The 25,119-nt window shown below is 52.4% G+C and carries 21 protein-coding genes; 14 read left to right on the forward strand and 7 right to left on the reverse strand.

The genetic code is table 11. From position 1 onward, the window contains the following. Window positions 1-190: 190 nt before the first annotated feature. Window positions 191-595, forward strand: a complete 405-nt coding sequence (locus DUE52_RS25175; RefSeq protein ID WP_114408840.1) for a hypothetical protein — start codon at window positions 191-193, stop codon at window positions 593-595. Window positions 596-657: 62 nt separating this feature from the next. Here DUE52_RS25175 and DUE52_RS25180 read toward each other — a convergent pair whose 3' ends face one another. Further along, window positions 658-2,019 carry a GAF domain-containing sensor histidine kinase gene (locus DUE52_RS25180; protein WP_114408841.1) on the reverse strand — a complete coding sequence of 454 codons (1,362 nt, stop codon included), beginning with the start codon at window positions 2,017-2,019 and terminating at the stop codon, window positions 658-660. Window positions 2,020-2,181: 162 nt separating this feature from the next. Here DUE52_RS25180 and DUE52_RS25185 point away from each other — a divergent pair, with 162 nt between their 5' ends. Beyond that, entirely contained in the window at window positions 2,182-2,730 is a 549-nt protein-coding gene (locus DUE52_RS25185) for a hypothetical protein (RefSeq protein WP_114408842.1), read from the forward strand. 88 nt (window positions 2,731-2,818) lie between these two features. Here DUE52_RS25185 and DUE52_RS25190 read toward each other — a convergent pair whose 3' ends face one another. From DUE52_RS25190 to DUE52_RS25200, 3 genes are all read right to left on the reverse strand, one after another. Further along, on the reverse strand, window positions 2,819-3,223 hold the full coding sequence (locus DUE52_RS25190) for a T9SS type A sorting domain-containing protein (protein WP_114408843.1): 405 nt from the start codon (window positions 3,221-3,223) through the stop codon (window positions 2,819-2,821). A gap of 192 nt (window positions 3,224-3,415) precedes the next feature. Further along, window positions 3,416-5,203 carry a RagB/SusD family nutrient uptake outer membrane protein gene (locus DUE52_RS25195; protein ID WP_222930324.1) on the reverse strand — a complete coding sequence of 596 codons (1,788 nt, stop codon included), beginning with the start codon at window positions 5,201-5,203 and terminating at the stop codon, window positions 3,416-3,418. A gap of 18 nt (window positions 5,204-5,221) precedes the next feature. Beyond that, window positions 5,222-8,584 carry a SusC/RagA family TonB-linked outer membrane protein gene (locus DUE52_RS25200; RefSeq protein ID WP_114408844.1) on the reverse strand — a complete coding sequence of 1,121 codons (3,363 nt, stop codon included), beginning with the start codon at window positions 8,582-8,584 and terminating at the stop codon, window positions 5,222-5,224. 646 nt (window positions 8,585-9,230) lie between these two features. On the opposite strand from DUE52_RS25200, the gene DUE52_RS25205 reads away from it, so the two are divergent. Further along, window positions 9,231-9,653 (forward strand): response regulator, encoded by a 423-nt coding sequence (locus DUE52_RS25205; RefSeq protein WP_165841027.1) that lies wholly within the window; start codon window positions 9,231-9,233, stop codon window positions 9,651-9,653. A 20-nt stretch (window positions 9,654-9,673) separates the two neighbouring features. On the opposite strand, the gene DUE52_RS25210 is transcribed toward DUE52_RS25205, so the two are convergent. Next, window positions 9,674-10,186 carry a hypothetical protein gene (locus DUE52_RS25210; protein ID WP_114408846.1) on the reverse strand — a complete coding sequence of 171 codons (513 nt, stop codon included), beginning with the start codon at window positions 10,184-10,186 and terminating at the stop codon, window positions 9,674-9,676. Window positions 10,187-10,274: 88 nt separating this feature from the next. Further along, entirely contained in the window at window positions 10,275-10,682 is a 408-nt protein-coding gene (locus DUE52_RS25215) for a T9SS type A sorting domain-containing protein (RefSeq protein ID WP_114408847.1), read from the reverse strand. 267 nt (window positions 10,683-10,949) lie between these two features. Here DUE52_RS25215 and DUE52_RS25220 point away from each other — a divergent pair, with 267 nt between their 5' ends. Next, window positions 10,950-12,113, forward strand: a complete 1,164-nt coding sequence (locus tag DUE52_RS25220; RefSeq protein WP_114408868.1) for a glycoside hydrolase family 43 protein — start codon at window positions 10,950-10,952, stop codon at window positions 12,111-12,113. Between the two features lie 68 nt (window positions 12,114-12,181). Here DUE52_RS25220 and DUE52_RS25225 read toward each other — a convergent pair whose 3' ends face one another. Then, window positions 12,182-13,057, reverse strand: a complete 876-nt coding sequence (locus tag DUE52_RS25225; RefSeq protein WP_114408848.1) for a DUF808 domain-containing protein — start codon at window positions 13,055-13,057, stop codon at window positions 12,182-12,184. A 205-nt stretch (window positions 13,058-13,262) separates the two neighbouring features. On the opposite strand from DUE52_RS25225, the gene DUE52_RS25230 reads away from it, so the two are divergent. From DUE52_RS25230 to DUE52_RS25275, 10 genes are all read left to right on the forward strand, one after another. After that, entirely contained in the window at window positions 13,263-16,544 is a 3,282-nt protein-coding gene (locus DUE52_RS25230; protein WP_114408849.1) for an ATP-binding protein, read from the forward strand. Between the two features lie 203 nt (window positions 16,545-16,747). Continuing rightward, the gene (locus DUE52_RS25235; RefSeq protein ID WP_229312298.1) at window positions 16,748-18,046 is read left to right on the forward strand and encodes a hypothetical protein; all 1,299 of its coding nucleotides are present in this window, start codon (window positions 16,748-16,750) and stop codon (window positions 18,044-18,046) included. Window positions 18,047-18,066: 20 nt separating this feature from the next. Then, complete coding sequence (locus DUE52_RS25240; protein WP_114408850.1) at window positions 18,067-19,833, forward strand: T9SS type A sorting domain-containing protein; 1,767 nt, start codon at window positions 18,067-18,069, stop codon at window positions 19,831-19,833. A 65-nt stretch (window positions 19,834-19,898) separates the two neighbouring features. Continuing rightward, window positions 19,899-20,450, forward strand: coding sequence for a hypothetical protein (locus tag DUE52_RS25245; protein ID WP_114408851.1), 552 nt, complete (start codon window positions 19,899-19,901; stop codon window positions 20,448-20,450). A 425-nt stretch (window positions 20,451-20,875) separates the two neighbouring features. Continuing rightward, entirely contained in the window at window positions 20,876-22,189 is a 1,314-nt protein-coding gene (locus DUE52_RS25250) for a site-specific integrase (RefSeq protein WP_165841028.1), read from the forward strand. A 22-nt stretch (window positions 22,190-22,211) separates the two neighbouring features. Continuing rightward, complete coding sequence (locus DUE52_RS25255) at window positions 22,212-23,282, forward strand: hypothetical protein (protein WP_114408853.1); 1,071 nt, start codon at window positions 22,212-22,214, stop codon at window positions 23,280-23,282. A 103-nt stretch (window positions 23,283-23,385) separates the two neighbouring features. Then, window positions 23,386-23,688, forward strand: coding sequence for an excisionase family DNA-binding protein (locus DUE52_RS25260; RefSeq protein WP_165841029.1), 303 nt, complete (start codon window positions 23,386-23,388; stop codon window positions 23,686-23,688). Beyond that, on the forward strand, window positions 23,685-24,080 hold the full coding sequence (locus DUE52_RS25265; RefSeq protein WP_114408855.1) for a hypothetical protein: 396 nt from the start codon (window positions 23,685-23,687) through the stop codon (window positions 24,078-24,080). Before DUE52_RS25260 ends, DUE52_RS25265 begins: the two co-directional genes overlap by 4 nt. A gap of 45 nt (window positions 24,081-24,125) precedes the next feature. Continuing rightward, complete coding sequence (locus tag DUE52_RS25270; protein WP_114408856.1) at window positions 24,126-24,329, forward strand: hypothetical protein; 204 nt, start codon at window positions 24,126-24,128, stop codon at window positions 24,327-24,329. Window positions 24,330-24,344: 15 nt separating this feature from the next. Beyond that, window positions 24,345-24,995: a hypothetical protein gene (locus DUE52_RS25275; protein WP_114408857.1), complete on the forward strand. Its 651-nt coding sequence runs from the start codon at window positions 24,345-24,347 to the stop codon at window positions 24,993-24,995. Window positions 24,996-25,119: the final 124 nt, after the last annotated feature.

The raw sequence follows: 25,119 nt of genomic DNA on the forward strand, positions 1-25,119 counted from the left end.
GATCGAGCGGATTTACACAGATTAAAATATAAATCAGTTTTTTGATCCGTTTGATCCGCCCAATCCGTGTTCCTATCCAAAACCGGTGGTACTTTACCAGCCTTTTCTTTGACTGGATCAATTCGCGATTTACCGGGAGTGGAAAAGTAAAATATACCGCCTACATTCAGCATAAATTTCATTTGAACGTATGCGGGTTGTCTTTCTATTGGTTGCGCTTGGCATTGCCCTGGTTTTTTATTTGAGTTGGGTACCGAATCCGGATATGGCTTTGGTCTGGTTTGTGCCGGATTGGATCGCCAACTGGACCGACGCCCGGGCCAATGGCGATTTACGCACGGCGGTTCCCTTCGTGTTTCTGGGGCTGATTACGGGTGTCTGGCTCTTTCGTCTACGGAAGTCGGCGGTTTGGTGGTTGGTCACCCTGGTGGGTCTTACTGGTATTGCGGCCATTGCGGAAGCGGGACAGATCGCGATGCCACACCGGCACTTTAGCTGGGCCGATATTGGGTGGGGCGGTATTGGGTCACTCCTTGGCCTGCTGGTGGCCTACGGGGGGATGCAAACCTTGAAATGGCTGAAAGTGAGTCTGTAATGTGGACGGATTAAGCCTGGTGACGATTCCGGTTGGTCCCAGAATACCCTTCAATGGAAAACTCAAACGGGTAAAAAAACGCTGAATGTGGCTCCCTGACCCACCTGGCTGGTGGCCACAATGGATCCGCCGTGGTTTTTGATCACCTTGTCACAGATGGCCAGACCGATCCCGGTACCGGCATAGTCTTTCCGGCCATGAAGCCGTTGGAAAACCTGGAAAATCCGTTCCGCATACCGCACATCGAAGCCAATGCCGTTGTCGATGATATCGATACAATGGTAAGCAATTGCTTTTCCGCGCGTCTGAACGCCATCCGGCAGGTTTTCCTCGGCAATCCAACGGGCCTTGATTTGGATCTGAGGGGGCGTTGAAGGCTTGTGGAATTTGAGCGCATTGCTGAGCAGGTTCTGGAAAAGCTGCCGGAGTTGCCGCGAATCGCCGAGTACCACTGGCAGCGGATCGACTATTATTTCTGCTCCTAACTCCGAGATAACGCCATCGAGATCCGTCATCACCAGATTCACCAGCGCCGTGAGTGAAACGGGAATGTCGACCTCCCGCTGGGTCGACAAACGGGAGAGGTTCAGCAGGTCCGTAATCAGAGTAGACATTCGTTCGCCCGCCATCTTCATCCGGTTCAATATGTCCAGACCGGCAGGTTCCAGCACCGAACCGTACTGATCCGATAGCATACTGCTGAAGGACTGAATTTTTCGCAGCGGTTCTTTCAGATCGTGGGAAGCCACATACGCAAACTCCTGCAGGCTATTGTTCGATTGGAGCAACCGCTCGTTGGATTTCAGCAGTTCTTTGTTGGAAGCCGCCAGTTCCTTGTTGACCTCTTCCAGTTCACGGGTGCGTTCATAAACCTGTTCTTCCAGGTTGCTGACCATCAATTGGAAACGCTCCTCGTTTTTCCTCAGTTCATGGTTCGCTTTTCTCAACTCCAGCAGGTTCACCACCTGTTTTGCCAGAATCTTCAAAGCGCTCAGTTGGTGTTCATCCAGCACTTTCGGTTCATGATCGATGACGCATAGCGAACCGAGGGCAAAACCGTTTGATTCTACGAGGGGAACGCCCGCGTAAAAAATAACATGGGGTTCGCCGGTGACCAGAGGATTGCCCGCGAAACGTTCGTCTGTTCTGGAATCGGTTACGATGAAGGTTTCCAGCGGATTTTGCAGGGCGTGGGTGCAGAACGCCAGTTCACGTGGTGTTTCCCGGACATCGAGCCCGTGGTTGGATTTAAACCACTGCCTTTTGTCATCGATCAGGCTAATGAGGGAAATGGGCGTTTGACAGATTTGGGAAGCCAGGTTGGTAATGGCATCGTAATCACTATCGGGCAATGAATCAAGGATATGATACGCTTTTAACGCATTGATTCGGTTGATTTCTTCAGGCGAAAAAGTCGGTGGCATCAGTAAATAACAGTCGGGTAGCGGTTGGGCAGAAGAATAAGGTTTTCGAATGAATGAATTGATCGATGAAGGAGTTTAGGATGTATCTTCAGCACCTAACCAGCATGGCCCCCGGTTTGTTTTAAAAAGTAAGATCGTCGGGATGCTTAACCTGCTAATACTATGTATGTTCTTCTTCGTATTGCCTTGCTGTTCAGTTTACTACGTGTTGGATTTCCGGCCTTGGCTCAGTATACTTCGTGGAAGCCAACATTTAATCCAATGGATGTGCGACAAGCACTGTTCTATATACAAAAGCCCCATTTGATGAATTTGTCGAATTATCTGGGCCATACCGTTCGCGATAAAATGGATGATTGCAAAGCTGAATCAGCACTCTTTCATTTCCGGGTCAATAGCCAGGGAAAAATAGACAGCATCCGGGTGGAAGGAAATCTGCGGGCAGCGTATAAAACGATCATTGTTACTAACATAAAAAGTACCGAAGGCAAATGGCAGTTGCCTCAAAATACGAGGCCCGAAGATTATTGCTGGTTTATTTATCCTCATTTTGTTTTCGGATACACCTATTCCTGCCCTCCGGAGTCAATGGAGTTATATAGAATTCAGCAAACCCATTATGAAGTGTATAACCGGCTAAAACCTCAAACGGAAACCCGGTATGGAATTTTGCTTTCTCCGCGTGAACTTCCTACGATGCCTCGTAGATAAGTGAAAGTGAAAAAGAGGTCAAGTGCGTTATAAAAAAGCCGACCCAATCGGAGCCGGCTTTTCACGTCTATGGAGGTAGGGTTCATTTTTAGTGGATAGCGACGAGCCGGGGAGCCGCCTGGGTCTGCGGGGTTGTGGCCAGCGTTAGTTCCTGCGTGGTGGTTTCAACGCCGTTGCTGATGGCGACCTGATACACGCCGTCGGGCAACGCACTGACATCCAGACGCACCCGGGCTGCTTCCTGGCGTTTGCCGAACTGCTGTACAAAGAACTCCTTGCCCGCGCTGTTGGTCAGTCGAACGAACACCGTTCCGCCGGTTTCTTTTTGCAGGGCAATCTGGATTTTGCCTTCCGTCGTTTTGTACATGCTGCTTTTGAAGGCGGCTGCGGTTTTGGGTTTTCCAGCGGGTTTGTTGGTGTCAGCCACGGAAGCTGAGACGGTTACGGCGGTCAGGGTAAAGGCAACGAGCAGGGATTTGATGAGCGTTTTCATGGCGTATGAAGTTTGATTTTTGTTTCTGTTTGAATGAATCAAAGGTCGGCTTCAACGGCAGAAAAGACTGTCACAAATGAGTCGATAACTGCTACTTTTGAGAAAGAGGAGGACGTAAAAGTGGTCTTGTGCCAGGATTCGCACAAGACCACCCGAGGAAAGCAAAAAGGATGATTTTTTTCACGGTATCGTTTACCAGCCCGGATTCTGGATCAGTTTGGGATTCATTTCAATTTCCGTTTGCGGAATGGGCCAGACGGTGATGTTGTCTTTCCAGGTATACGGAATAGTGATGCTGCCCCAGATCTGATTCACCCCGCTGCCCGGCGTAAACACCTTGTCTTTCAGCGATCCCCAGCGGAGTTCGTCGAAGTAATTGACGCCTTCGTTGACAAACTCAACCCGGCGTTCGTTGCGAATCCGTTCGCGCAAATCGGCTTGTCCGGCTACTGTCGTGGCCGTCGACGAATTCAGCAAACCAACTCCGGCGCGGGCGCGTACTTCGTTCACCAGCGCCACGGCTTCCGCCGGTTTGTTCTGCTCGTTGAGGGCTTCGGCCCACATCAGCAGCACGTCGGCGTAGCGAATGAGCGGAAAGTCGATCGGGCCAAACTGACGGTTCAGCAATTCGGTCGAGCCTTCGTACACAAACTTGCGGTGCAGGTAAAAGAACTGGCTCCGCGAATCGGTGAATAAGTCAAGCACCGGGGGCGTTTCACTCCGCGACGGCCAGCGGTTGGTATACACCTGATCTGCGCCGTTCTGCGGACGGCCCAGGTAGGTCGCATAAGGCACAATCACGTTGCTGAGCAGGCGGGGGTCGCGGTTCTGGTAGGCTTTCGCAATCCGTTCCTCGTTGCCGTTCGGCAGATACAGCGCCATGTTCAGGCCCTTGTTGGTGCCGGTGGTGATTTCGGCTGCGGTCAGGCCATTCCGGTAAAAGAACACTTCGCGTTTATCGGCGGGCATGCTGCTGAAACCCGGAATGATGGCGTCCCAGTTGAACTTGGTGCCGTCCTTGTTTTCGTACAGGTCCACCACCGAAGTCGAAACGTAGTAGTTGTTCCAGCATGAACCGAATGACGAACGCGTTCCGCAATACCACTGAGTCGTGGAACCGTAGGTGTCGACGCCCGTATTCTGGATTGAGAAAATCATTTCGTCGGACTGCTCGTTGACCTCCTTGAAAAGTTTGCTGTAGTCGGCAAAGAGTTTGTACCCGGCTTCTTTCACTTTGGCAAAATCCGCAGCAGCTTCGGCGTATTTTTTCTGGTAGAGGTACGCTTTTCCCCGCAGCGCATAGGCCGCGCCCTTCGTCACGTGTCCGTAATTGGCCGCCTTGGCCACGTATTTGGCCGGCAGGTTCGGTTCGTTGATGGCATCGGTCAGGTCCTGAATCACCACTTCCCACACCTTTTCCTCCGTTTCGCGGGGACGGTTCATCTCGGGAACGGTAACGGGTTCGAGGTACACCGGAACGCCCTTATAGAGCTGGTTCAGGCGGAGGTAGAAATACGCCCGCAGGAATTTGCACTCAGCAATCAGCCGCGCCTTCTTGTCGGCCGCCGAGGGCGACTTGGCCGCAATGTTGGTAATGGCGTCGTTGGCCCGGTGGACGCCTTCGTAGAGTTCTTTCCAGGTATTCAAAAACCGCCCGCTCGACGTGGTCGAGGTGGCATTGATCATGTCGTTGCCCCCGCGGCTCGAGGAGGTAAATCCCATGCCGTCCATCTGGTATAGCTCCCGGTCAGACGCTCCCCCGGTCTGAATACCCAGCCGCAGGGCGTTATACACCCCGGTGACGCCGAGGTCGGTCAGGTTATCGCTCACCCACATGTTGGCCGAGCTGATTGAGCCGTAGGGCGTTGTGTCCAGCAGGTCGTTTTCGCAACTGCCGAGGCTGAGCACCACCATCAGGCCCAGGCCCGTTTTGTTGATGCCCGAATGGCCAATAGTTTTTATCAATCGAAGGAAGTTCATAGTCTTGGAGGGTATCGATTAAAACGTTACGTTCAGGCCCACGGCATACTGTTTCATGGTCGGGTAGGAGACGTTGGCTCCCACTTCCGGATCGAGACCCGGATATTTGGTGATCATGAAGACATTCTCGCCCGACAAAAACACCCGGGCGCGGCTCATCCCGATTTTAGCACCCCAGGCCGTCGGAATCGTGTAGCCGATCTGTAGGTTTTTCAGCTTGATGTAAGAAGCATCGTACAACCAGTAGCTGCTGGGAATATTCGTCTGACTATCCGAGTTATATTTCAAACGCGGAAATTTGCCGCCAATGTTGTTGGCCGGGTCGCTTGGGTTGGCGTCGTTGTAATAATAGTGGTCGTCGGCGATCCGGGTGCCGATCGAATTGGTCAGCGTCGTACGCGTTCCGTTGACCCCCGTCTGGTTGTACAGGTATTTCATGCCCGCACTTCCGGCCCAGAGCATCGAGAAATCGAACCCGCGCCAGGACGCACTGAGCGAAAGACCCATGATAAATTTCGGGGTGCTGCTCACGCCCGAAAACCGCTTGTCGAAATTGTTTCCGTAGGTGCCGTCGCCGTTGATGTCGGCATAAATCAGGTCTCCGTAGTACAATTGCCCTTTCCCGATCGTGCCGACCGGCTGAAACTTATACCCTTTGGCGATCATCGCCTGCACCCACGCCATGTCTTCGGGGGTTCGGATCATGCCGTCGGTTGGTCCGCCGTTGATGTTGACGGTTCCGTCGGAATTGGAACGGCTGCCGTCGCCCTTGTACACGTCCAGGAGGTAATATTCGTTGATCGGGTGGCCTTCCAGAATGCGGGTATCACCCCCGCTCGATACCTGGCCGATGTTGGAGCTATAGACTTTGTTACCGGCGGCATCGGTCGTGTAACCTTCGGCCAGGGAACCCCGGTAATTCGTCACCCGGTTGATGTTATACGCCACGTTGCCGCTCACCGAAAAATCGACTTCACCGATTTTGTCGCGCCAGCCGAGCGTCAGTTCAAGACCTTTGTTGAGCACACCCGCCGTGTTCTGGGTGGGAGCCGCTTTTGTTCCGGCGGTGAGGAAGATGGGCGGGGTCGTCAAAATACCGTCGGTCAGCTTGTGGTACCAGTCCAGTTCGAAATTCATCCGGCCCTTGAACAAGGCACCTTCGAGACCGATGTCGGTAACGCTCGTCGATTCCCAGAGCAGCAGCGGGTTGGCGTATTTGGCCTGCACCAGCCCCGTGGTGGCAACGCCGTTGAATGAGTAGGGGACTTTGCCGTAAACCGCCTGGTAGTCGTAATCGCCCGATGCCCCGGCGGCATAGATGACGTTATTGTTCGCGCCGTTGTTCCCGAGTTTACCCCAGGATGCCCGCAGTTTCAGGCCCTGAATTTTTTCGTTGAGACCGCGCAGGAACGGTTCTTCCGAGAGCCGCCAGCCAGCCGAAAACGAGGGAAAGACGCCCCAGCGGCTTTCCGGTGCAAAACGCGACGAACCATCGTACCGCAAATTGGCTTCAAACAGGTATTTTGACTGGTACGCGTAGTTGACCCGTCCGAAATACGAACGCATGGCGCGGTTATACTCCTGTCCGCCAGCCGTGTTCGAGGTTTCACCCGCCGAGCCCAGTGTGGTGGTGGAGTAGTCGATCAGCCCGCGTTTCGAGGCATTGAAATCATAATACCGGAAGTTGAACTGGTTGTAACCGACCAAAGCACCAAAATCATGGTCGCTCCCGAACGTCGTGCTGTAGCGCAGTACGTTGTCCAGCGTCAGCAGGTAATCCCGGTTGAACGAATAACCGGTCGTCAACTGGTCGGCGGGGGTCAATTGCACTTTCAGCGTATTGGTCGAGAAATCCCAGCGTTCGGCCGGGCCGGCCAGCGCGTAAGAATTGCCTTCGTTGAACCGCGTCTGGTAGTTGACTTTTGGCTCCAGCGTAAGCCCTTTGGCCAGGGTTATGATGCCATAGAGGGTGGTATTGAACCGCGTGGTGCGGTCGAGCCCGCCGGTTCCGTCCAGATACGAGAAGATGTTATTAACCGTCGTCGGTTCCTCCACGGCTACCGGAAAACCGTATTTGCCGTTGTAGTAGGGATAAATACCGGGATTGGTTTGCCACAAATACTGAAAAGCCAGATCGGTATTGGCTTTCCCGGCCGATTGCGTCGAGGCAAACGTCTGCGCCCCCAACGTGAGGAATTTCGCTACTTTCGACTCGATGTTGGCCCGAAGCTGGAAGCGTTTGATGCCCGTATTCTGCATCACGCCCCGGTTGTCGAGGTAGCCAAGCGACATGTTGTACAACGATTTGTCGCCCCCACCACTGACCGCAATGTTGTGGTTCTGAACGATTTCATTCCGAAATACCCAACTGGCCCAGTCGGTGTTGGGATAGGCCACATAGTTGGGAACGCCCCCCGCGCTGATGCCGTTGGGGTCCTTGTTGGCGTTTTCCCAGGTCTGGATCGTGTTGGCCGAATAGACTTCCGCCACGCCCACGTTCCGGTTGCTTTCGTTGAATAACCGCATGTAGCGAACGTAGTCCGAAATGAATTCGGGAACATTGCTCGGGCGGGCCGACGAAAGGATACCGGTATACGTAACGGTCGTTTTCTTGGCCGATCCTTTTTTCGTCGTGATCAGAATAACGCCGTTGGCAGCCAAAGATCCGTAGATGGAAGCAGAGGCCGCATCTTTCAGGATCGACATGGATTCGATGTCGTTCGGGTTAACGGCATCCATCGAGCCCTGCACTCCGTCGATGATGACGAGCGCGTCGCTGTTGTTGAGCGTACCGGTTCCCCGAATCCGGATGGTGGCGCCGTCTGAACCCGGTTTTCCGGACGACTGCCGCACAAAGACCCCGGGCGCCAGACCCGCCAGCGATGACGAAACGTTGGTAACCGGCCGGCTTTCGATGCTTTTGGCCGACACCGTGGCCACCGAACCCGTCAGGTTGACTTTTTTCTGGGTGCCGTACCCCACCACGACGACTTCGCTGAGGGCCTGCATGTCGGGGGCCATGGTCACGTTAACGGTTGTTTGCGCGCCCACAGCAATTTCCTGTAAGGTATAACCGATAAACGAGAAGACGAGCGTGGCCCCCTGATCGACGGCAATCCGGTATTTTCCGTCGGCGTCGGTCGTGGTGCCGCGCGTGGTGCCTTTCACCTGAATGCTAACGCCGGGGAGTCCTTTACCGGTTTCGTCGGTCACGGAGCCGGTGATGGTTTCTTCCGCGGCCGACGACCGGTGGATTAAGGGGCCATTTCCTGCCGGAGCCGCCACAACCGCCCCGGTTGCCAGGCAAAGGCCGAGCAGGGGGCACAGCCAACCGATTGGTCGGCCATACTGCAAAATCAGAGAACGTATAGATCGCTTCATACTGGATGGGTTGATTGGTTAAAGGTATTAGGTCAATTAGGGCACTGGTTCACTACAAATCGGCGGGGCACCGTATCAAGGCTCAATCGGGGTAAGTCGGCTGGAATTCTCATCGAAGCGCGCAGGCGCTGACGGAGAAACGGACGGCGGTTCATACGGACAGGGTTGAAGGGTGCGTAGTCGGTGCGTCATCCGAAAATACATTCAGATTCCGCATCCTAGTAGCAAAATACGATCATTGTAAAGCATTATTTTGATAAAAAATTTGCAGAATTTGTCGTTTAATTTGCAACTTTCTATTTTAACTGTTCCTCAATAGCAAATTGCTCTGTAAAAGAAGCCCGTCCACCTGTGCCATTCACAGGTGGACGGGACAGGCCTTCGGCTATCGCCGTGAACGGTGCGGAGTTAGATGAATCCGTAATAACGGAGCGCTTCGTTCTCCAGGCGCTTTATCAGAACAGAACTGAGAGGGGTTGGCCAAGCGTTCGATAGAACCTCCGGTTCGCTTACAGGGCCTTTTCGGAATGATTATTGGGGGAACAATCCACTAAAGTTCTGGTTATATCCGGAACGATTTCTTGCCCTGGCCGGGAATTTTTGCCCCCCGGAAAGGGTTATGTGCTCAAGATTTAAACGATGTCCATTGAACTATCCTGTTTGTGAAACCCCCTGCGTTTTTGTGGCCGATGATGATGAAGACGATCAGTTTTTGATTCAGCACGTCTTTGTCCACCATAGCCCGGAGTGCCGGATTAACGTCGTAAACAACGGGGTTGAACTACTGGAAGCCCTGGGGACGGTTGAAAAACTACCCGCTCTGGTATTATTAGATCTGAATATGCCCGTTATGGGCGGCCTGGAAGCCCTGGCGCTGATTCGAAAAGAACCCCAGTATGATAGCCTGCCGGTTGTTATCCTGACGACCTCCAACCAGACCGTTGACCAGCAGCGGGCTATGGAATTGGGTGCAAACGGGTTTGTGACCAAACCGCTATTGCTGAAGGAATATAACCAACTCATTCTGACCCTGCGAAAACAATGGCTGATCGGTCGCTGCATCGGCTGATGGTTCGGCCGGTTGATATTCTATCGCTTCACCACTTTGATTGTCACGCTTTTCAATCCGTTCGTTACGCGTAACAGCAGAAACCCCGCCTTTTCGGATTTTCGGGTCTTGAGATCGACCCGGTACAGATCGGAACTTCCAACATTGTACCAGAGCCGCCCCTGTCCATCGAAGGTATGGCGAAAGTTGTAGTTGGACAAAGACGGGTCGAGCGGGGGGATCTGATCGGTTGGTAAATTAAGCCATCCATTGTTCAGCAGATCCTTTACAAAACCGGTTTGGTAGGTTGCGGTTTGAAACGGACTGAGCCGTAAGTCATACTTCTGAACGCCGTTGCCCGCCGTTCCGAGCCACAACACATTCGATTGGTCGATAAAGATGCTGCGGTAATTAATGGGGCCATTCTCCTTTCCGGAGCGGAGCAACCGGGGGCCTTCGGCATCGGTGAAGCAAAATAATTTATTGTCCCGGGCAAAGTAAATTGTTCCCTTCTGATCGGCAGCGAAGTAGGTATTGAACAGCTCATTTTCCAAAGGCGGAATCGGATAGCTGCGGGCTTGTTGCGTAGCGGTCTCGAAAACCGTAATATGGTGGTGGAAGGCAACGACGAGGTCGCCAACCTTATTTCAGGGCGATCAATCGACCCGAAAAACCGGGTACCTGGGTAGCGAGCGTCAAATGGTTCGTAAAGACCGTAATTCCGTTGGTAAGAACTACCTCATAAGCACCATCCGGCAACTCGCTGACATCAAACTGAATACGTGCTCTTCGTTGGTTTTTTCCAACGCGCTGAACGAAGAATTCCTTGCCTATACTATTGATCAACCGAATTTCGACGATTCCACCAGGTTGTTTATCAACGGCCAGGCGAAGCTTCCCCTTGACGTCGGTGTACAGGCTGCTTTGGTACGCAACGGCTTTTACAGAAGGCTTTGTCTGGCCGAAGCTGTTGGTTTCAGCGAAAGAAACTGAGAAGGTAACGGCGGTCAGGGTGAAGGCAACGAGCAGTGATTTGATGAGCGTTTTCATGGCGTATGACGTTTGATTTTTGTTTCTGTTTGAATGAATCAAAGGTCGGCTTCACCGGCAGAAAAGGCTGTCACAAATGAGTCGGTATCTGCTACTTTTGGGAAAAGGCGGGAGGGAGGCCGGGCATTTGCCAGTAAGCAGGAGAAAACATGCGTTTATGGAATGTTAGATTTACCGTTTACCTTCGTGCTTTCCGGTTTGCATGAAGAAATGCACAATCCGGTAATCGTTCATCAGGTCCTGGCTTGTGTCAAAAAGATCAATCCCATGAAACCCGTACTCCTCCTGCTCCTTTTCCTCAGTACTCCCTTTATCCGCGCTGCGCGGGCACAGACGGCCCCGGTCGATGGCCCGGCAAAATCTACTTTTTCCAATCCCCTGCCGATCCAGTTTGGAGACCCTTACATTTTATACACCCAGGGTACCTATTATATGTACGGTACGGGCGGTGGAGCGGAGAAGGGGTTTGCCGCTTATTCGTCAAAAGATATGGTTTCCTGGAAAGCCGAGGGGCAGGTGTATTTTCATACCAACAAAAATGGCTGGAGTGATCCCAAAGCCAGTTGGGGCGGGGCGTATTGGGCACCTGAGGTCTACGAGGTGAAGGGGAAATTTTACCTCTTTTACAGTGCGCAATGGAAGGTAAACCCTACGCGGGAAGTGGAAAATTTCCGGATCGGCGTGGCCGTTGCCGACAAGCCTACGGGGCCTTTCATCGATCTGGCCGACCAGCCCATTTTTGATCCGGGGTATCCCATCATCGATGCCAATGTGTTTTTTGATCCGAATGGAAAAGTCTATCTCTATTATTCGCGTTGCTGCTATAAACACCCGGTCGAGAGCGAAGTGGCCGATTTGGCCCGAAAAAAAGGGTGGTATGAGCAGATTGAAGAAAGCTGGGTGTATGGGGTTGAACTCAAACCGGATTTTTCCGGTGTCATTGGCGAACCGGTTTTGTTGCTGCGTCCCCCGGTCAGCCTGAGCGACAAGCAGGCCGAATGGGAAAGCCGCTCGGTTACGGCCCGCGAAGTAAACCGTCGCTGGACGGAAGGCTCCGTTACGTTTAAAAAAGACGATACGTATTACATGATGTATTCGGCCAACCATTTCGGCGGTCAGTTTTATGCCATTGGTTATGCCACATCCAACTCTCCCCTGGGTCCCTTCAAAAAAGCAGCCAACAATCCGGTATTGCAGAAAAATACCGGCCAGGGAGGTTCAGTTACGGGCACCGGGCACAACAGCATCGCCTACTCGCCGGACGGCCGGGAAATGTTTTGCGTATACCACGCCAGAACGGCCAAAACCGGGGGGGAGCGCGTGGTTTGTATCGACCGCATGGCGGTGAAAGACGGAAAAATAACCATTTTCGGGCCTACCACGACGCCCCAGAAACGCCCTTCCGGCGCATCAAAGGCGTTAAAGGAGTAAACGCATTAGCCTTTTTATGGGTGGGCGGCCCCGACACCAAACCGACGAAGCACAGACGCCGATCGAGCTTATCCTTCTTTAGAAGAACGCCGAAGCGACTTGAAAACGGCCACAACGCCGGCCAGTACCACCCCGACCACCAAACCAACCCCAAATTCTTTCAGGGTGGCCGGAAGGTTGGGAAACAAGGTGTGCAGGTAGTGGATGTTATGCACAAATATTCCGCCCGCAACCAGCAGGAGGGCCAACGTCCCCACCACGCTTAAAATCCGGACGATAACCGGTAGAGCGCCAACCAGCACATGCCCCAGTTTTGAGAGAAAACCCGTACTGTTCGACCGTTTGATCAACCTGTAGCCGGCATCATCCATTCGGACAATGAGCGCTACCAGGCCATAGACGCCAACCGTTGCCAGCAGAGCCACCACGGATACCGTCAAAATCTGTATCATGGAGGGTTGTCCGGCAACCGACCCCAGCGCAATGATGACAATTTCTACGGAAAGGATAAAATCCGTCGTTATGGCGGATTTTACTTTGACTTTTTCCTGGTCGACAGGAGGAGTAGCCTGCAGGCCATCCGGGGTGGCCTGCTGTTTGGGGGCCTTTTCTTTGCCAAAGTAGTCGATTATTTTTTCGCCCCCTTCATAGGCCAGGTAGCAACCGCCCAGCAGCAGGATGAAGGTGATGGCGACCGGGAAGAATGCATTCAGCAGCAGGGCAATCGGAACAATGATGAGTTTATTGATGAATGAGCCTTTCGTAATAGACCACAGGATGGGCAATTCTCTGTCGGCCAGGAATCCCGTCGCCTTTTCTGCGTTTACCGCCAGATCGTCGCCCAATATACCGGCGGTCTTGCGAGTGGCTATTTTTGTTGCTAAAGCAACATCATCCATTAAGGCAGCAATATCATCTAAAATTGCAAAAAAACCAGAGGCCATTTGTCGAGTGAATTATACGAAAACTTTTTACGGCTGAAAGATAGAGATAGATTGCCTCTAAAGTACCGCCTGCATCCATTATCTGATTGTTTGGGATTAATGTCACCACCTTTCTGCCGGTTGCTAAACCAATTCCGGACCTGTTGCAAAATCTTCTTATCTTTCTATCCGCAGAGGACTTTAACTACCCGGTTCGATGGTGACTATGGCTTTGCGCTTTTTGCTCCTGCTTTATTTTCTCCTTCGCACCGGAACTGGTTCGTTATCGGCTCAGTCCAATGCCGTTCAGGATAGCATCGATCGGTATCTCGAGCGGGCCGGGCAACTCACGTCTTCGCAGCCTGAAAAAGCGTTGGCCACCGCCAAAACCGCCCTGACGCTGGCGCAGAAAAACAAACTTACTTTACTCGAAGGAAAAGCGTATCAACGGCTGGCCCGCATCTATGCCGAACGGGACGACTACGTCAGTGCCCTTGATGCGGCCAAAGCCGGGCTTTCGATTTTCCACAAGCTGGGCGAGCAACGGGACGTTTGCCGCACGTACATCGCCGTGGGCGTCATCAACCGCTATCTGAAACTGTATGACGCGAGTATTGAAGCGAACCTGCAAGCCCAAAAAATCGCGGAAGCGCAGCAGGACACGGCTATGCTCGGAGCCATTTATGGTAACCTGGGAAACGTGTACTTCGACAAAAAAGACTACGACCGGTCTTTGCAATCGGCCCTGAAGGCCCTGAACATCCAGACGGCCCGGCGGGATGTTCAGGCAATGGGCAACACGTTTCATAACCTGGCGAGAATTTACCGCATTCGCAGGGAGTTCGGCAAAGCGCTCGAATTCTACAACAAATCGCTGGACATCGACCTGAAGAACGACAATCAACTGAACATCGGTGGCTCCTACGTGGATTTGGCGCTGCTGTTCAGGGACATGGGTGATTTTCAGCAAGCCTTGCAGTATTCGCAGCGGGCGCTGGCTATTGCCCAACGAATCGAATCCAAAAGTCTGCAACAACTGGCCCTGGCCAATTTGCCCTTGATTTACGGCGTGTTGGGAAAATCACGGGAAGCCGTGATGGCCCAAAAGCAGTACCAGTACCTGACCGACAGTTTGCAGTCAGCGGAGCTGTCCCGGCAGATCGCAGACGTGCAGGGCCGGTATCAGGCCGAACAGAAAGACCGCGAACTGAGTTTGCAAAAACTTCGCCTGGAAGCTCAGCAGGCGTCACTAAGCCAGCAGCGTACGCTGATTGCAGCACTAATCGCCTTCGTACTGCTGGCAGGATTGATTGGCTACCTGCTTTTCAATCGGTATAAACTCCGGCAGCGCAACGTAAAACTTTCGCTGGAAAACCAGCAATACCAGCTTTCGAAGAACCTGCAGCTCCGGCAGGATATCGATGAAACCATCAACTACTTCGCCAGCTCGCTCTACGGCAAAAATACGGTGGATGAAATTCTGTGGGATGTGGCTAAAAACTGCATTGCCCGCCTGGGCTTTGTCGATTGCGTGATCTATTTGCTCAATGACGAACAAACGGCCCTGGTTCAGAAAGCCGCTTATGGCAACAAAAACCCGGAAGCGTATTCCATTCTGGATCCACTGGTGATTCCGCTGGGCGAAGGCATTGTGGGGAGTGTCGCACGAACGGGTAAACCGGAAATCGTAACCGACACCACCCAGGACCCGCGCTACGTGCTGGACGACGAGATGCGCTATGCTGAATTGGCCGTACCGCTGCTGCTGCAAAACAAGGTCATTGGCGTCATTGACTCGGAACATCCCGAAAAAGGCTTTTTTAAGGAGCATCATCTGGATGCTTTGCAAACTATTGCGGCTATCTGTAGCAGTAAAATTGCCCAGGCCATCGCGGATGAAGAGGCAAAAAAGGCCCGAATCCTGCAACTCGAAGCGGATTACAGCAAGCAACTGGACCGCGTCAAGTCGCAGTTTTTTGCCAACATCTCGCACGAATTCCGCACTCCGCTTCATCTGATTCTGGCTCCGCTCCAAAAACGGCAGGCCATCAGCCCGGAAGAGACTCAAATGATGGAGCGCAACGCCAACCGATTACTTCGATTGGTGAACCAACTGCTCGATCTGGCCAAAGCCGAAATGGGGATGCTTACCCTGAGCCGGCAACGGGGTAATTTAGTCGGCTTCCTGGGCCAGACCGCCCGGTATTTTCAGCCGATGGCCGAATCCAAAAACCTGCACTACCAGATTGACCTGCCCAACACCGACTGGGTGGCCACTTTCGACCGCGATAAGCTCGAAATGATTGTGTACAATCTATTGTCCAATGCCATTAAGTTCACCCCATCGGGCGGGCAGGTCATGCTGCGGGCCGAGGTCGAACCGGAGACCGGCCTTCGGCTGACCGTTCGCGATACGGGCATCGGCATTCCCGAATCGCTGCAAAACCGCATATTTGACCGCTTCTATCAGATCGACCCCTCGCAAACGCGGGCCTTTGAGGGAAGCGGTCTGGGGCTGGCCTTGACCAAAGAACTGGTCGAACTCTACAAAGGCTCCATTGAGGTGAAAAGCCGACCCGATTCGGGCAGTACGTTTGAGGTGTGGCTGCCGCTGAAAGCCGATACCGTGCAGGATGCTGACGGATTGGACGGGGTTGCATTCCCTACGCCTGTCGGTCAGCCTCCTGGCATAGTGATGACTACGGCCAACCTGTTGACGGAGGAAGATCCGGCCGACGTCAGCGCGGAAGACAAGCCCATGCTCTTGCTGGTCGAAGACCATCCCGAGTTGAACCATTACCTCCGTCAGCAACTTGCCGACCGTTTCCGGGTTGTGCAGGCCATGCGGGGCGACGAAGGACTGCAAGTGGCGCGCCGGGTGGTTCCGGACCTGATCATTTCCGATGTGATGATGCCGGTGATGGACGGTTTTTCGATGATCCGCCACTTGAAAGAAGACGACTTAACCAGCCACATTCCGGTTATTCTGCTAACGGCAAAAGATGACGTCGATTCCCGAAAAGAAGGTTTTGAGGGCGGGGCCGAGCAGTACTTAGCAAAGCCTTTTGCCCTGGACGAACTGGTGACCCGCATCAACAGCCTGCTTACCCAGCGCGATCTGTTGCGCAAAAAATACAGTCGGGAGGTGAGGCTGCAACCTTCCGGAACACCCATCCGCGATCGGGAAGCCGAGTTTCTGGAAAAAGCCATCCAAATTATTGATGAACACATGACCGACGAAGCGTTCAGTGTGGAAGTGCTTCAGCGGGAAATGGGCATGAGCCGGATGCAGCTACACCGGAAACTGAAAGCGCTCACCGACCAGTCGGCTTCCGATTTTATCCGATCCATTCGGCTGCAGCGGGCTGCTGACCTCCTGCAACAACCCGGTATTCAGATTGCCGAGGCCGCTTATCTGTCGGGTTTTCAACACCTTTCCTACTTCACGAGGTGCTTTAAAGAGCAGTTTGGAAGGCTCCCCTCCGAATTTGCGAAACAAAAAACATAAATCCCTCCGGTATTTACTTGTAATGGTCTGATTGTTAATATGATAGGGTCGGTATTGGCTCTATGTTACATCCGTGCTATTTTCTGGGAAATGCGTGTTAATTCCGCGATGAGCGCCTGCGCTACCTTTGTTGCCGTAAGGTATCGGCCGAATCACCTGTAAGCAGTAGGCAATCTCATTCCTCTTTTTCCACACCAACTCGTATGCAACCAGTAAAAGTAGTAACCGTTTTCACACTCTTCCTTGCGGGTCTTCTGTCTGGTCCCAATCATGTTCTGGCCCAATGGCTGACCGCCAACGGCAACCCGTACGTACTCCCAACCGTGAAAGTCGGTATCGGAACCGTCGCCCCCCAACGGAGCCTGGAGGTAGTAAACACAGTAGATACATACCTGCGGGTTGGTTCGCTGGGGGGCAACCAACTGGACGACCAAACTGCCGGTATCGAACTCCGGCGGAGTCTGTTCAACGGCACGGCCACTACCTGGTCGATCAACAACGAATCGACGTTCCGCATCCGGCACAATGGGGCGCAGTTATTGGCTCTCACGCCAACCACGGGGCGGCTCGGCACATCGGGCAACGAGCCTATCGTGTTTACGATCTACGGGAAAAGCATCGATAAAACCGGTAATTCGTTGCTTCATGGGGCCCTCCGACTACACACGAAAGTCGGTAACGACACCCACACGCTGCTCATTGACGGCAACCAACTGGAAACCGAAGACACCCCATTATACGTCAACAATGAGTCGAATAAGGATGTGTTGCTGGCCAACGGCGGGGGCAAAGTGAAAGTCGGTACGACCGACAACGAAGCCCGGCTGAGCGTGGCCTCGGAAAGCGACATGCAACTCAAGCTCATCAACCCCGGTGGTGGCGGAGCCGCCTGGCGGATTGGGGTCGCCAACAGCACCTGGAGCGCCGGGGCGGGTAAGCTGGTGTTCTCCAAAACCGCCAGTTCCGACGATGCAACGATGGTCATTACGCCCGCCGGGAACGTAGGCATTGGCCTCACAACGCCCTCCAAAACCCTGCAGGTCAACGGAACCACCTCGACCAAAGTGCTTGAAATCACCGGCGGGTCCGATCTGGCCGAACACTTCGACATCGAAGCGGACGAAATGCTGCTGCCGGGTACGGTGGTCAGTATCGACCCCAACAAACCGGGGCAACTGCGGGTGGCCCGGCAGGCTTACGATAAAACGGTGGCGGGTATTGTGAGCGGAGCGGGCGACGTGCAGCCGGGGATGCTGATGGGGCAGGCCGGTACGCTGGCCAGTGGGCAGCACCCGGTGGCATTGACAGGGCGGGTGTATTGCCGGGTTGATGCCGGGTTCGGTGCGATTCAGCCGGGCGATCTGCTCACCACCTCGCCCACGACCGGCCACGCCATGAAAGCGACCGACTCCGGGAAGGCGCAGGGAGCCATCCTCGGCAAAGCGATGACGTCATTGGAAACGGGCACGGGCCTGGTGCTGGTACTGGTTAGTCTTCAATAAAATACGATAAACCAGCAGCAATGAAAGCAATCAATCCCATTCTTTTTGGTCTGGCCTGCCTGTTCAGCGTTTCGGCGGTGGCCCAGAAAATGGTGCCGCATTCGTTCCGGCACCAGGCCGATACGTCGGACCGCGATGCGTCGGACCGCAATCAACTCCGGTTCCTGACGCAGGTGGCGCAGCCCAACACGACGTTTCTACGACTGTATTTCACGGGAACGCAACTAGGCGAAGGCAGCTATCTGGTGCTGGAAGGCACCGATGGCGCCCGGCAGAAACTGAGAAAGCAGGACCTCGAAAACTGGCACTACAGCTCAGCGTACTTCAACGGCCACTCGGTCAACGTATCGCTGTTTGCGGCTGCCGGAGACCGTAACACGGTTATTGTCAGTGGCCTGAAGAGAAGCGGTGAATCGACCCGCCCGACCAACAAGGCTCGCCCGGCAGCGCGACTGTCGGCGGCCGATGTTTCGCCCGTAACCTACCCATACGCCAACGCGGTGGGTCGATTTACCAACGGCAGCGAGTCATACGGCACCGGCTGGATTGCGCCAAACGGCGCCATCGTTACGTCGCCCACCATTGCCTACCGGGTAAATAGCGAAGGATACGACGTGATTGAATTCAACGTACCTGCCTCCGCAGGAACCACCGTCCAACATCCCGCCCCCCAGGATCAGTTCCCGGTGGAAGACCGCAACAAAAACGGTTACCAGGCCACCGCTTTCAAGGGTGCCTCCGCGTTTCTCAATGTGGGTTGGGCGGTTTTGGATGCACTTCCGAACGAAACGGGACTGCGGCCGGGCGAACGCCAGCAGGAATACTTCCGCGTCGCCACCAACCCGAGCAACTACACCATTGATGCAATGGGTGACGTGCCGGTCGACTTGTTTCACTACGGGAGCATCGACAGCGACCACCTGGCGGGCAATACCACCTATCGGACCCTCCGCCTGACGCAAACGGCCTTGTTGAAACAGAACGACCACCTGGGAAAACCCAACGGTGGCGGGGCCGACCGCGATTTGTTCGTGCTGTACAACATGGCGTTGTTTATAGAGAGTCACGAGGGGGCTCCGGTTACCTACGAAGGTTCCAACGTGGCCGTCGGGGTACACAACAACATTCCCACAATTGATCCCCATCCCGCCTACGGCCTGGGTTTCCGGGACGACGGTTTTCGGAATGGCCTGGCCCGGTTCTTTGCCGACAAATCGGCTTACGTTGATCTGGAAGGATTATATGATCAGCCTACTGGCGAGATTCACAAGCCCTACCTCACCGGGCAGCAGGTGGCTCAGCACGCGCCCAACGACTATACGGTGTACTTCGCCCGGGGTACGTATCCGGGAGTGGTCACCTTCAACCGGCCCATGACGCTGCGGGCACCCGTGGGTAAGGTTGTTATCGGCTCGTCGAATGGGGGGGCACGCAAAGCGGCTGAGTCATCCGTTGCCCGAAACGTGGCGATGATCGAAGCCTCGGGTGCCCACTCGCGGCTCGAAAGTCCGGAAACGGCTGAGAAGGTGCGGGTTTACCCCAATCCGTTTCGGGAACAGACCGAAATTAAGTACCCGTTTGCGGAGGGAGGGCTTGTATCGGTGCGTATCGTCAACACGGCCGGCGTACCCGTCGCTACATTCACGCCGAACAATGCCGCATCCGGCCAAAACGGGGTGCAATGGGACGGCACTGACCAAAACGGAATGTCGGTTCCGGCCGGGCTATATATAGTGAAGGTAAACTACGGAAACCAGACCTTCACGACCAAAGTGCTGAAAAAGTAAGCCGTTTGGCAGGTTTCGATTAATGTTCAATTCCAAAGTCACAAACTATTTACGACATGAAGCGAATGATGAATAACTTGATTGCAGTAGTTTTTTTAGGGGTTACCCTGACAGGTGTTGCACTCGCTCAGACTCCACCGGAAGAGTTGGCGAAACGAACAGGCAAGGCGCAGGTGGCCGTGGTCGAATTTACGCCCGGCCCAAACGTAGCGGTGATGTCGCCAGAAGCCAGGCGGCAGCTCCAGGCCAGCATTGCGTTCAGACTGATGAAAACCAACCGGATTCACGTTGTGGACGTCCGGCACACGCGGGAAGCGTCGCAGGCCGACCTGACGGCGGTGAATGGAGCTTCGACGGCCGCTGCGGTGCGGGTCGGTAAGCAACTCCGGGTAAGTTACGTGCTGACGGGAACGGTTGACGAATATGACTCGAAAGGCTCCGCCACGCTCAAAACCCGGCTCGTTGAGGTGGCTACCGGAAAGGTCAAACACGCCGACAAGTTGTCGCACCAGAGTACCGCTGTCATGTACAGCGGTAGTGATGCTGAAATGAAGGCTAAAGTACTGCTCCCGCTGATTCTGAAGTTAACGGCTGCGCTCACGGCGGAGGTGCTTTGATCCTGACTACATCGTAACCCTGGAAGTGAAGCCATCGAGTTTCCGACCCCGATAAGTACGTTCTGGCTCAAGTTCTGAAGGTTTCCCATTAGGAGAGAATTAGGAGAGATGTGGGTGAAAATTGACTGTTTTTTTATTAGGAGGTGAATTAGGAAAAGGAAAAACCCCCTAAACGGGCTGTTTAGGGGGTTTTTAGGGAAAATATTGGTAGTTCGTGGGCCCACTTGGAATCGAACCTTTATATTTAGTTATATTTCATTTTACTAAACTTTGCTGATAATCAGCCTAATTAGAATAGTATGAGTAAAATGAGATAAAGCTAATAGCGGAATAAGTAAAATTATTTCGTCAACAATTTCGTCAACGCCTTTCTTTTGGTTGACGAAATGGCTATTTTTGGTAGGTTCGATTCCTACCAATTAGCCATGAATATAAACCTGTTTCTGCGCTCCCCGAACGGCGACAAGCCAACACCGATCTACATTGACATCCGGTACGCAAACAATAAGCTTCGACTGGTTTACCCTACCAATGAAAAGATCGAGCCCGAGTTCTGGGATAAAGAGAATCAGCGGCCCGCCCGCCGGGGCAAATACAAGAATCAGCCCGAATTTGCTACCCGGCTGCACAACGCCGTTGATTCGGTCAAAGAAATATTACGGCGCTATCTGAACGATAACGACCAGCAGCCCCCAACAATTGAAGACCTTCGGCGGTTGCTGAACCTGGAATTTAAGCGTGAGGCAGTTGTCGAAGTCAAGCCGCTGGATTTGTTCGGCTTCATGGAAGCCTACATGGAGGAGTCGATTCGGCGGATCAATGAAAAGACCGGGCATACTATTTCGAAGACTACACTCTCAGGCTATAAAAGCTCGGTTAAGAAGCTCAGGGAGTTTACGGTTGCTGTCCGGAAGTACCGAAATCTCAACTTTGACGATATAACACTCGAGTTTTACGCGGACTTCACCGACTGGCTAAACGCACAGGGCTACGCTAAAAACTCGGTGGGTAAACACATCAAGACCCTTAAGTTATTCCTGAGTGAAGCAACCGAGCGCGGATTAAACAAAAACCTCACTTTCAAGAGCCGACGTTTTATCAAACCCAGGGAGGATACCGACGCTCCATATCTGACGGAAGTGGAAATATCCCGGCTCTTTCATCTCAACATTCCCTACAACCCTCGGCTCGAACGGGTCAGGGATTTAATGATTGTCGGCTGCTGGACCGGGCTACGCTTCCAGGACTTCACCCAGATCCGGCCGCAGGACTTCGGAGAAGATGCCGACGGGAAGTACATCCAGATCGAAACCCGCAAGACGGGCGAAACGGTTGTCATCCCGGTTCACCCGATGGTCGAGGCTATCCGGAAACGGTACGAAGGCAAAACGCCTAATGGTTTGCCTAAAGCACTCTCGAATCAGAAGATGAATAATTACCTAAAGGAGTTAGGGAGACTGGCCCACATTGACGAAATGGTAAGCATTACCCGAACGGAAGGAGGGAAGCGAATCACCCGCACCAACCCGAAGCACGAACTGCTGTCTACCCATGCCGCCCGGCGATCCTTTGCTACTAATCAGTATCTGGCGGGCATTCCGGCGTATGACATCATGCGGATCACTGGACACCGTACCGAGAAGGTGTTTTTTAATTACATCAAGATGCGGCCACGCGAAGCCGCTAATAAGATCCGAAAGATTTGGCAACAGAACGCAGCAATGCAAAAAGTTGGGTAAAAATTAATCACACATTAAAGCGATGGAAGATAATACTGAAGAAATAGCAGGGCAAGATGAGGACCCAAACTTTATAAAGTACTCCGAAATACATCCCACGTTTAGAAGTGAGATGACTTACGTGCAACGTCTTGCCTGGTGGAGAGAAAACGATATAAGCCCATTAACTGTTATCTTTTTTCCTGAAAAGAAAATAGCAATAGAGCACCATGCTACATTGCGAACCGTACACCAATTTACTGAGCAAGGGGAAACCGTAAGGTCATTATCAATCGAACCTTGCAATGCCGAACAGTTTGAACAGTTTGAACAGTGGGCTTTAAAAGAGAGTAGGCTGAAGGGGTATTTCAAGCCTAACTATCTCAGTGAGAACCTCATAAAAGAATATTGGCTAAAGGTTGCGCTATCGCCAATGCCTAAAGAGGTCCTTTCGGAAGAAATACGGCTCATAGATAGAATAATAACCGACGCTGAAAGTTACCCAGACCGGACAGGTGCAATATTATTCCTTCACGGTTATAACCGACGGAAATTGGGGTACTCCCCTGTTATTAACTATGAAGAACTATACTACTCTTTGTTTTCCAATGATAAACGCGAGAGAACCGTTAACGACCTAGAAAATGCTGAACGCATCATTCCGGAACTTTATAGGGGTTGGTTGTTTTGCGAGTATAGAGGTTTCCTTCAAAAGCAGTTGGATCGACTTTCCCGAGGTGAGGATATCAGCAAGCCAGAGGTTGATACCTCCGAAATTACTGCTGATAATCAAGACACGCTGAAACTTCCACTGACACAGAAGCGACAGGTAATTATCGCCCATTATTTAATGAAGTACGGATTGGTTGTCGTTAATCCACAATTAACAAAAGAAGCTCGATTTGGAATCCTAAACGCCCTAATGGGTCGAGGACTTAGCCACCAGAATACGAAAGAGTACCTCAACTCAATCGACAACCCCAAAGACCCCGAAAAGGTCAAGACCATACCTAACCTAGAGGCTGTTTTGCCTTATTTTGAGAATATAAATATACCTGATATAGTAAACGAGATAAAGGAAGAGATAGCCAAACTAGCCAAGAAAAAGGGCTAATTCCGCCGTTTTACGTGGCTTTTGAAAATTGTAGTAATACTACAAAGTTACCCCTCTGGTACTCCAAGCGTAGGTTTGTCCCATGTTTAATCAATCACAAAACATGGCAAATCAATCGATTTTAATTTCCATCACCGAGGCAGAGTTTGACGCCAAACTCAATGGGGCTGTTTCGCTGGCAATCGAAAAAGCACTTAACAGCCTTAAGCCTCATACGATCGAACCGCGCTTTTACTCGCGGAAAGAAGCTGCCCGAAAATTAAACGTTACGCTACCAACCCTCCACATCTGGACTCAGGAGGGTAAGATCACCGGGCATCGTGTTGGCAGTCGGGTACTCTACAAAGAAGAGGACCTTACTAATGCACTGCAAAAGATTCACACCACAATCCGAGCAGCCGCATGATTACCGCTATCGAAACGGCGGAGACGTTGCTTGACTACAACGGCAACCTGCGCGGGCTACTCGGCCAGCACCGCAAAAAGACACTCTCCAGCGAAGACTTTATTAACGCCTATTCGCAACTCATTGCGCGGGCTGAATCGCAGGACATAACCTATTTTGCCAGGTTTGGCACGTTCGCCCCTAAGCATGTCCGCCCGGATTACCTCGCTGGATTGAAATCAGATATAGCTGCACTTACTGAGACTTCGGAGCTACAAGCTGAATCGGATCTTCTACGCTCCGGCAAATTAGGAGCCAGTGATACGCAATGGCAATTACGCTGGCATTTCCTTATGGAGCGGGGCGTGGAGTTGGGTATTTTCTGGAACAGCGAAACGAAGCGGTTCAAGTAACCCACATCATCAAATCGATCAATACCAATTAAATCAAAATCAACCATGTTGACATTCAACGAAGACGAGGTTATGAACCTCTATAATTCATTAAATATTGTGACTGCCCACCTCGAAAAGAGTGTTGAAATAAACGACCCAGCGAATCCGCTTACTACTGCAAATGCGGAGGCCCACCTCCCGGAAGCGCGTGGATTGATGAAAAAGCTGGAGAATTGCCTTTTTGAGAAGTTCGATGTAGCAGGATAAAAAAACGGAGCAGCCATGAGAGACGAACCACAAAGCTACCCCGTTGAAACCCCTGAATATCAGGAGAAAGATACGAAAAAACTGCAAGATTCCAAAGTGAGTCTGAACGATCTGCGGAGCCAGATAAAGCAAGAGGCCACCCACCTAAAGCATAGCGCTTTCGTTTTCCCGGCTCATGAGCAGATCATGAGCCAGTTGCTTGGACAAGTAGGTGCCGTGAAGTTTTGGGAAGTGGCATTTAAGGATAATGATAAAGCTGACGAAAACTCAAAACTTGAGAAAAAGCACTACCTGATAATTTCTGTCGAGGAAATTATGCGACTGGCCAGGGATAATAAATGGGGGCTGTGTCGTAAAGGGGCTTTCTTTTATACATTCAACGGGGCTTTCTGGAAGTCCATAGAGAAGGATGATTTAAAAGCTTTTTTACGAACCGCGGCCGAGCAAATGGGTGTTGAAAGATTCACAGCCCGCCATTTCGAGTTCGCTGACCACCTGTTTAAGCAATTTAACGAAACGGGCTATCTGCCAGCACCAAAGGAAAACAAGGAGGTCGTAAAGATTAACCTGACTAATGGAACGTTTGAAATAGGCACGAACAGGCAGTTCTTGCGTGCGCCCGACCAGGCAGACTTTATAACTCATCAATTGCCGTTTGCTTACTGAATATGCCACTCCAAACTGGGCCATTTACACCGATTAATGCTGGTCCACCCGCGCCGATGTAAACTGGGCCACCTGTGGATAAGTGAACATTGAAGAGACAATATTCCTAGTTTTCCAATGGGCA

It is taken from the genome of Larkinella punicea (assembly GCF_003334855.1).
Classification (GTDB): domain Bacteria; phylum Bacteroidota; class Bacteroidia; order Cytophagales; family Spirosomataceae; genus Larkinella; species Larkinella punicea.

Coding starts and splice junctions, on each gene's coding strand:
- DUE52_RS25175 (WP_114408840.1), top strand. CDS start 191: ATGCGGGTTGTCTTTCTATTGGTTGCGCTTGGCATTGCCCTGGTTTTT.
- DUE52_RS25180 (WP_114408841.1), bottom strand. CDS start 2,019: ATGCCACCGACTTTTTCGCCTGAAGAAATCAACCGAATCAATGCGTTA.
- DUE52_RS25185 (WP_114408842.1), top strand. CDS start 2,182: ATGTATGTTCTTCTTCGTATTGCCTTGCTGTTCAGTTTACTACGTGTT.
- DUE52_RS25190 (WP_114408843.1), bottom strand. CDS start 3,223: ATGAAAACGCTCATCAAATCCCTGCTCGTTGCCTTTACCCTGACCGCC.
- DUE52_RS25195 (WP_222930324.1), bottom strand. CDS start 5,203: ATGAACTTCCTTCGATTGATAAAAACTATTGGCCATTCGGGCATCAAC.
- DUE52_RS25200 (WP_114408844.1), bottom strand. CDS start 8,584: ATGAAGCGATCTATACGTTCTCTGATTTTGCAGTATGGCCGACCAATC.
- DUE52_RS25215 (WP_114408847.1), bottom strand. CDS start 10,682: ATGAAAACGCTCATCAAATCACTGCTCGTTGCCTTCACCCTGACCGCC.
- DUE52_RS25220 (WP_114408868.1), top strand. CDS start 10,950: ATGAAACCCGTACTCCTCCTGCTCCTTTTCCTCAGTACTCCCTTTATC.
- DUE52_RS25225 (WP_114408848.1), bottom strand. CDS start 13,057: ATGGCCTCTGGTTTTTTTGCAATTTTAGATGATATTGCTGCCTTAATG.
- DUE52_RS25230 (WP_114408849.1), top strand. CDS start 13,263: ATGGCTTTGCGCTTTTTGCTCCTGCTTTATTTTCTCCTTCGCACCGGA.
- DUE52_RS25235 (WP_229312298.1), top strand. CDS start 16,748: ATGCAACCAGTAAAAGTAGTAACCGTTTTCACACTCTTCCTTGCGGGT.
- DUE52_RS25240 (WP_114408850.1), top strand. CDS start 18,067: ATGAAAGCAATCAATCCCATTCTTTTTGGTCTGGCCTGCCTGTTCAGC.
- DUE52_RS25245 (WP_114408851.1), top strand. CDS start 19,899: ATGATGAATAACTTGATTGCAGTAGTTTTTTTAGGGGTTACCCTGACA.
- DUE52_RS25250 (WP_165841028.1), top strand. CDS start 20,876: ATGAATATAAACCTGTTTCTGCGCTCCCCGAACGGCGACAAGCCAACA.
- DUE52_RS25255 (WP_114408853.1), top strand. CDS start 22,212: ATGGAAGATAATACTGAAGAAATAGCAGGGCAAGATGAGGACCCAAAC.
- DUE52_RS25260 (WP_165841029.1), top strand. CDS start 23,386: ATGGCAAATCAATCGATTTTAATTTCCATCACCGAGGCAGAGTTTGAC.
- DUE52_RS25265 (WP_114408855.1), top strand. CDS start 23,685: ATGATTACCGCTATCGAAACGGCGGAGACGTTGCTTGACTACAACGGC.
- DUE52_RS25270 (WP_114408856.1), top strand. CDS start 24,126: ATGTTGACATTCAACGAAGACGAGGTTATGAACCTCTATAATTCATTA.
- DUE52_RS25275 (WP_114408857.1), top strand. CDS start 24,345: ATGAGAGACGAACCACAAAGCTACCCCGTTGAAACCCCTGAATATCAG.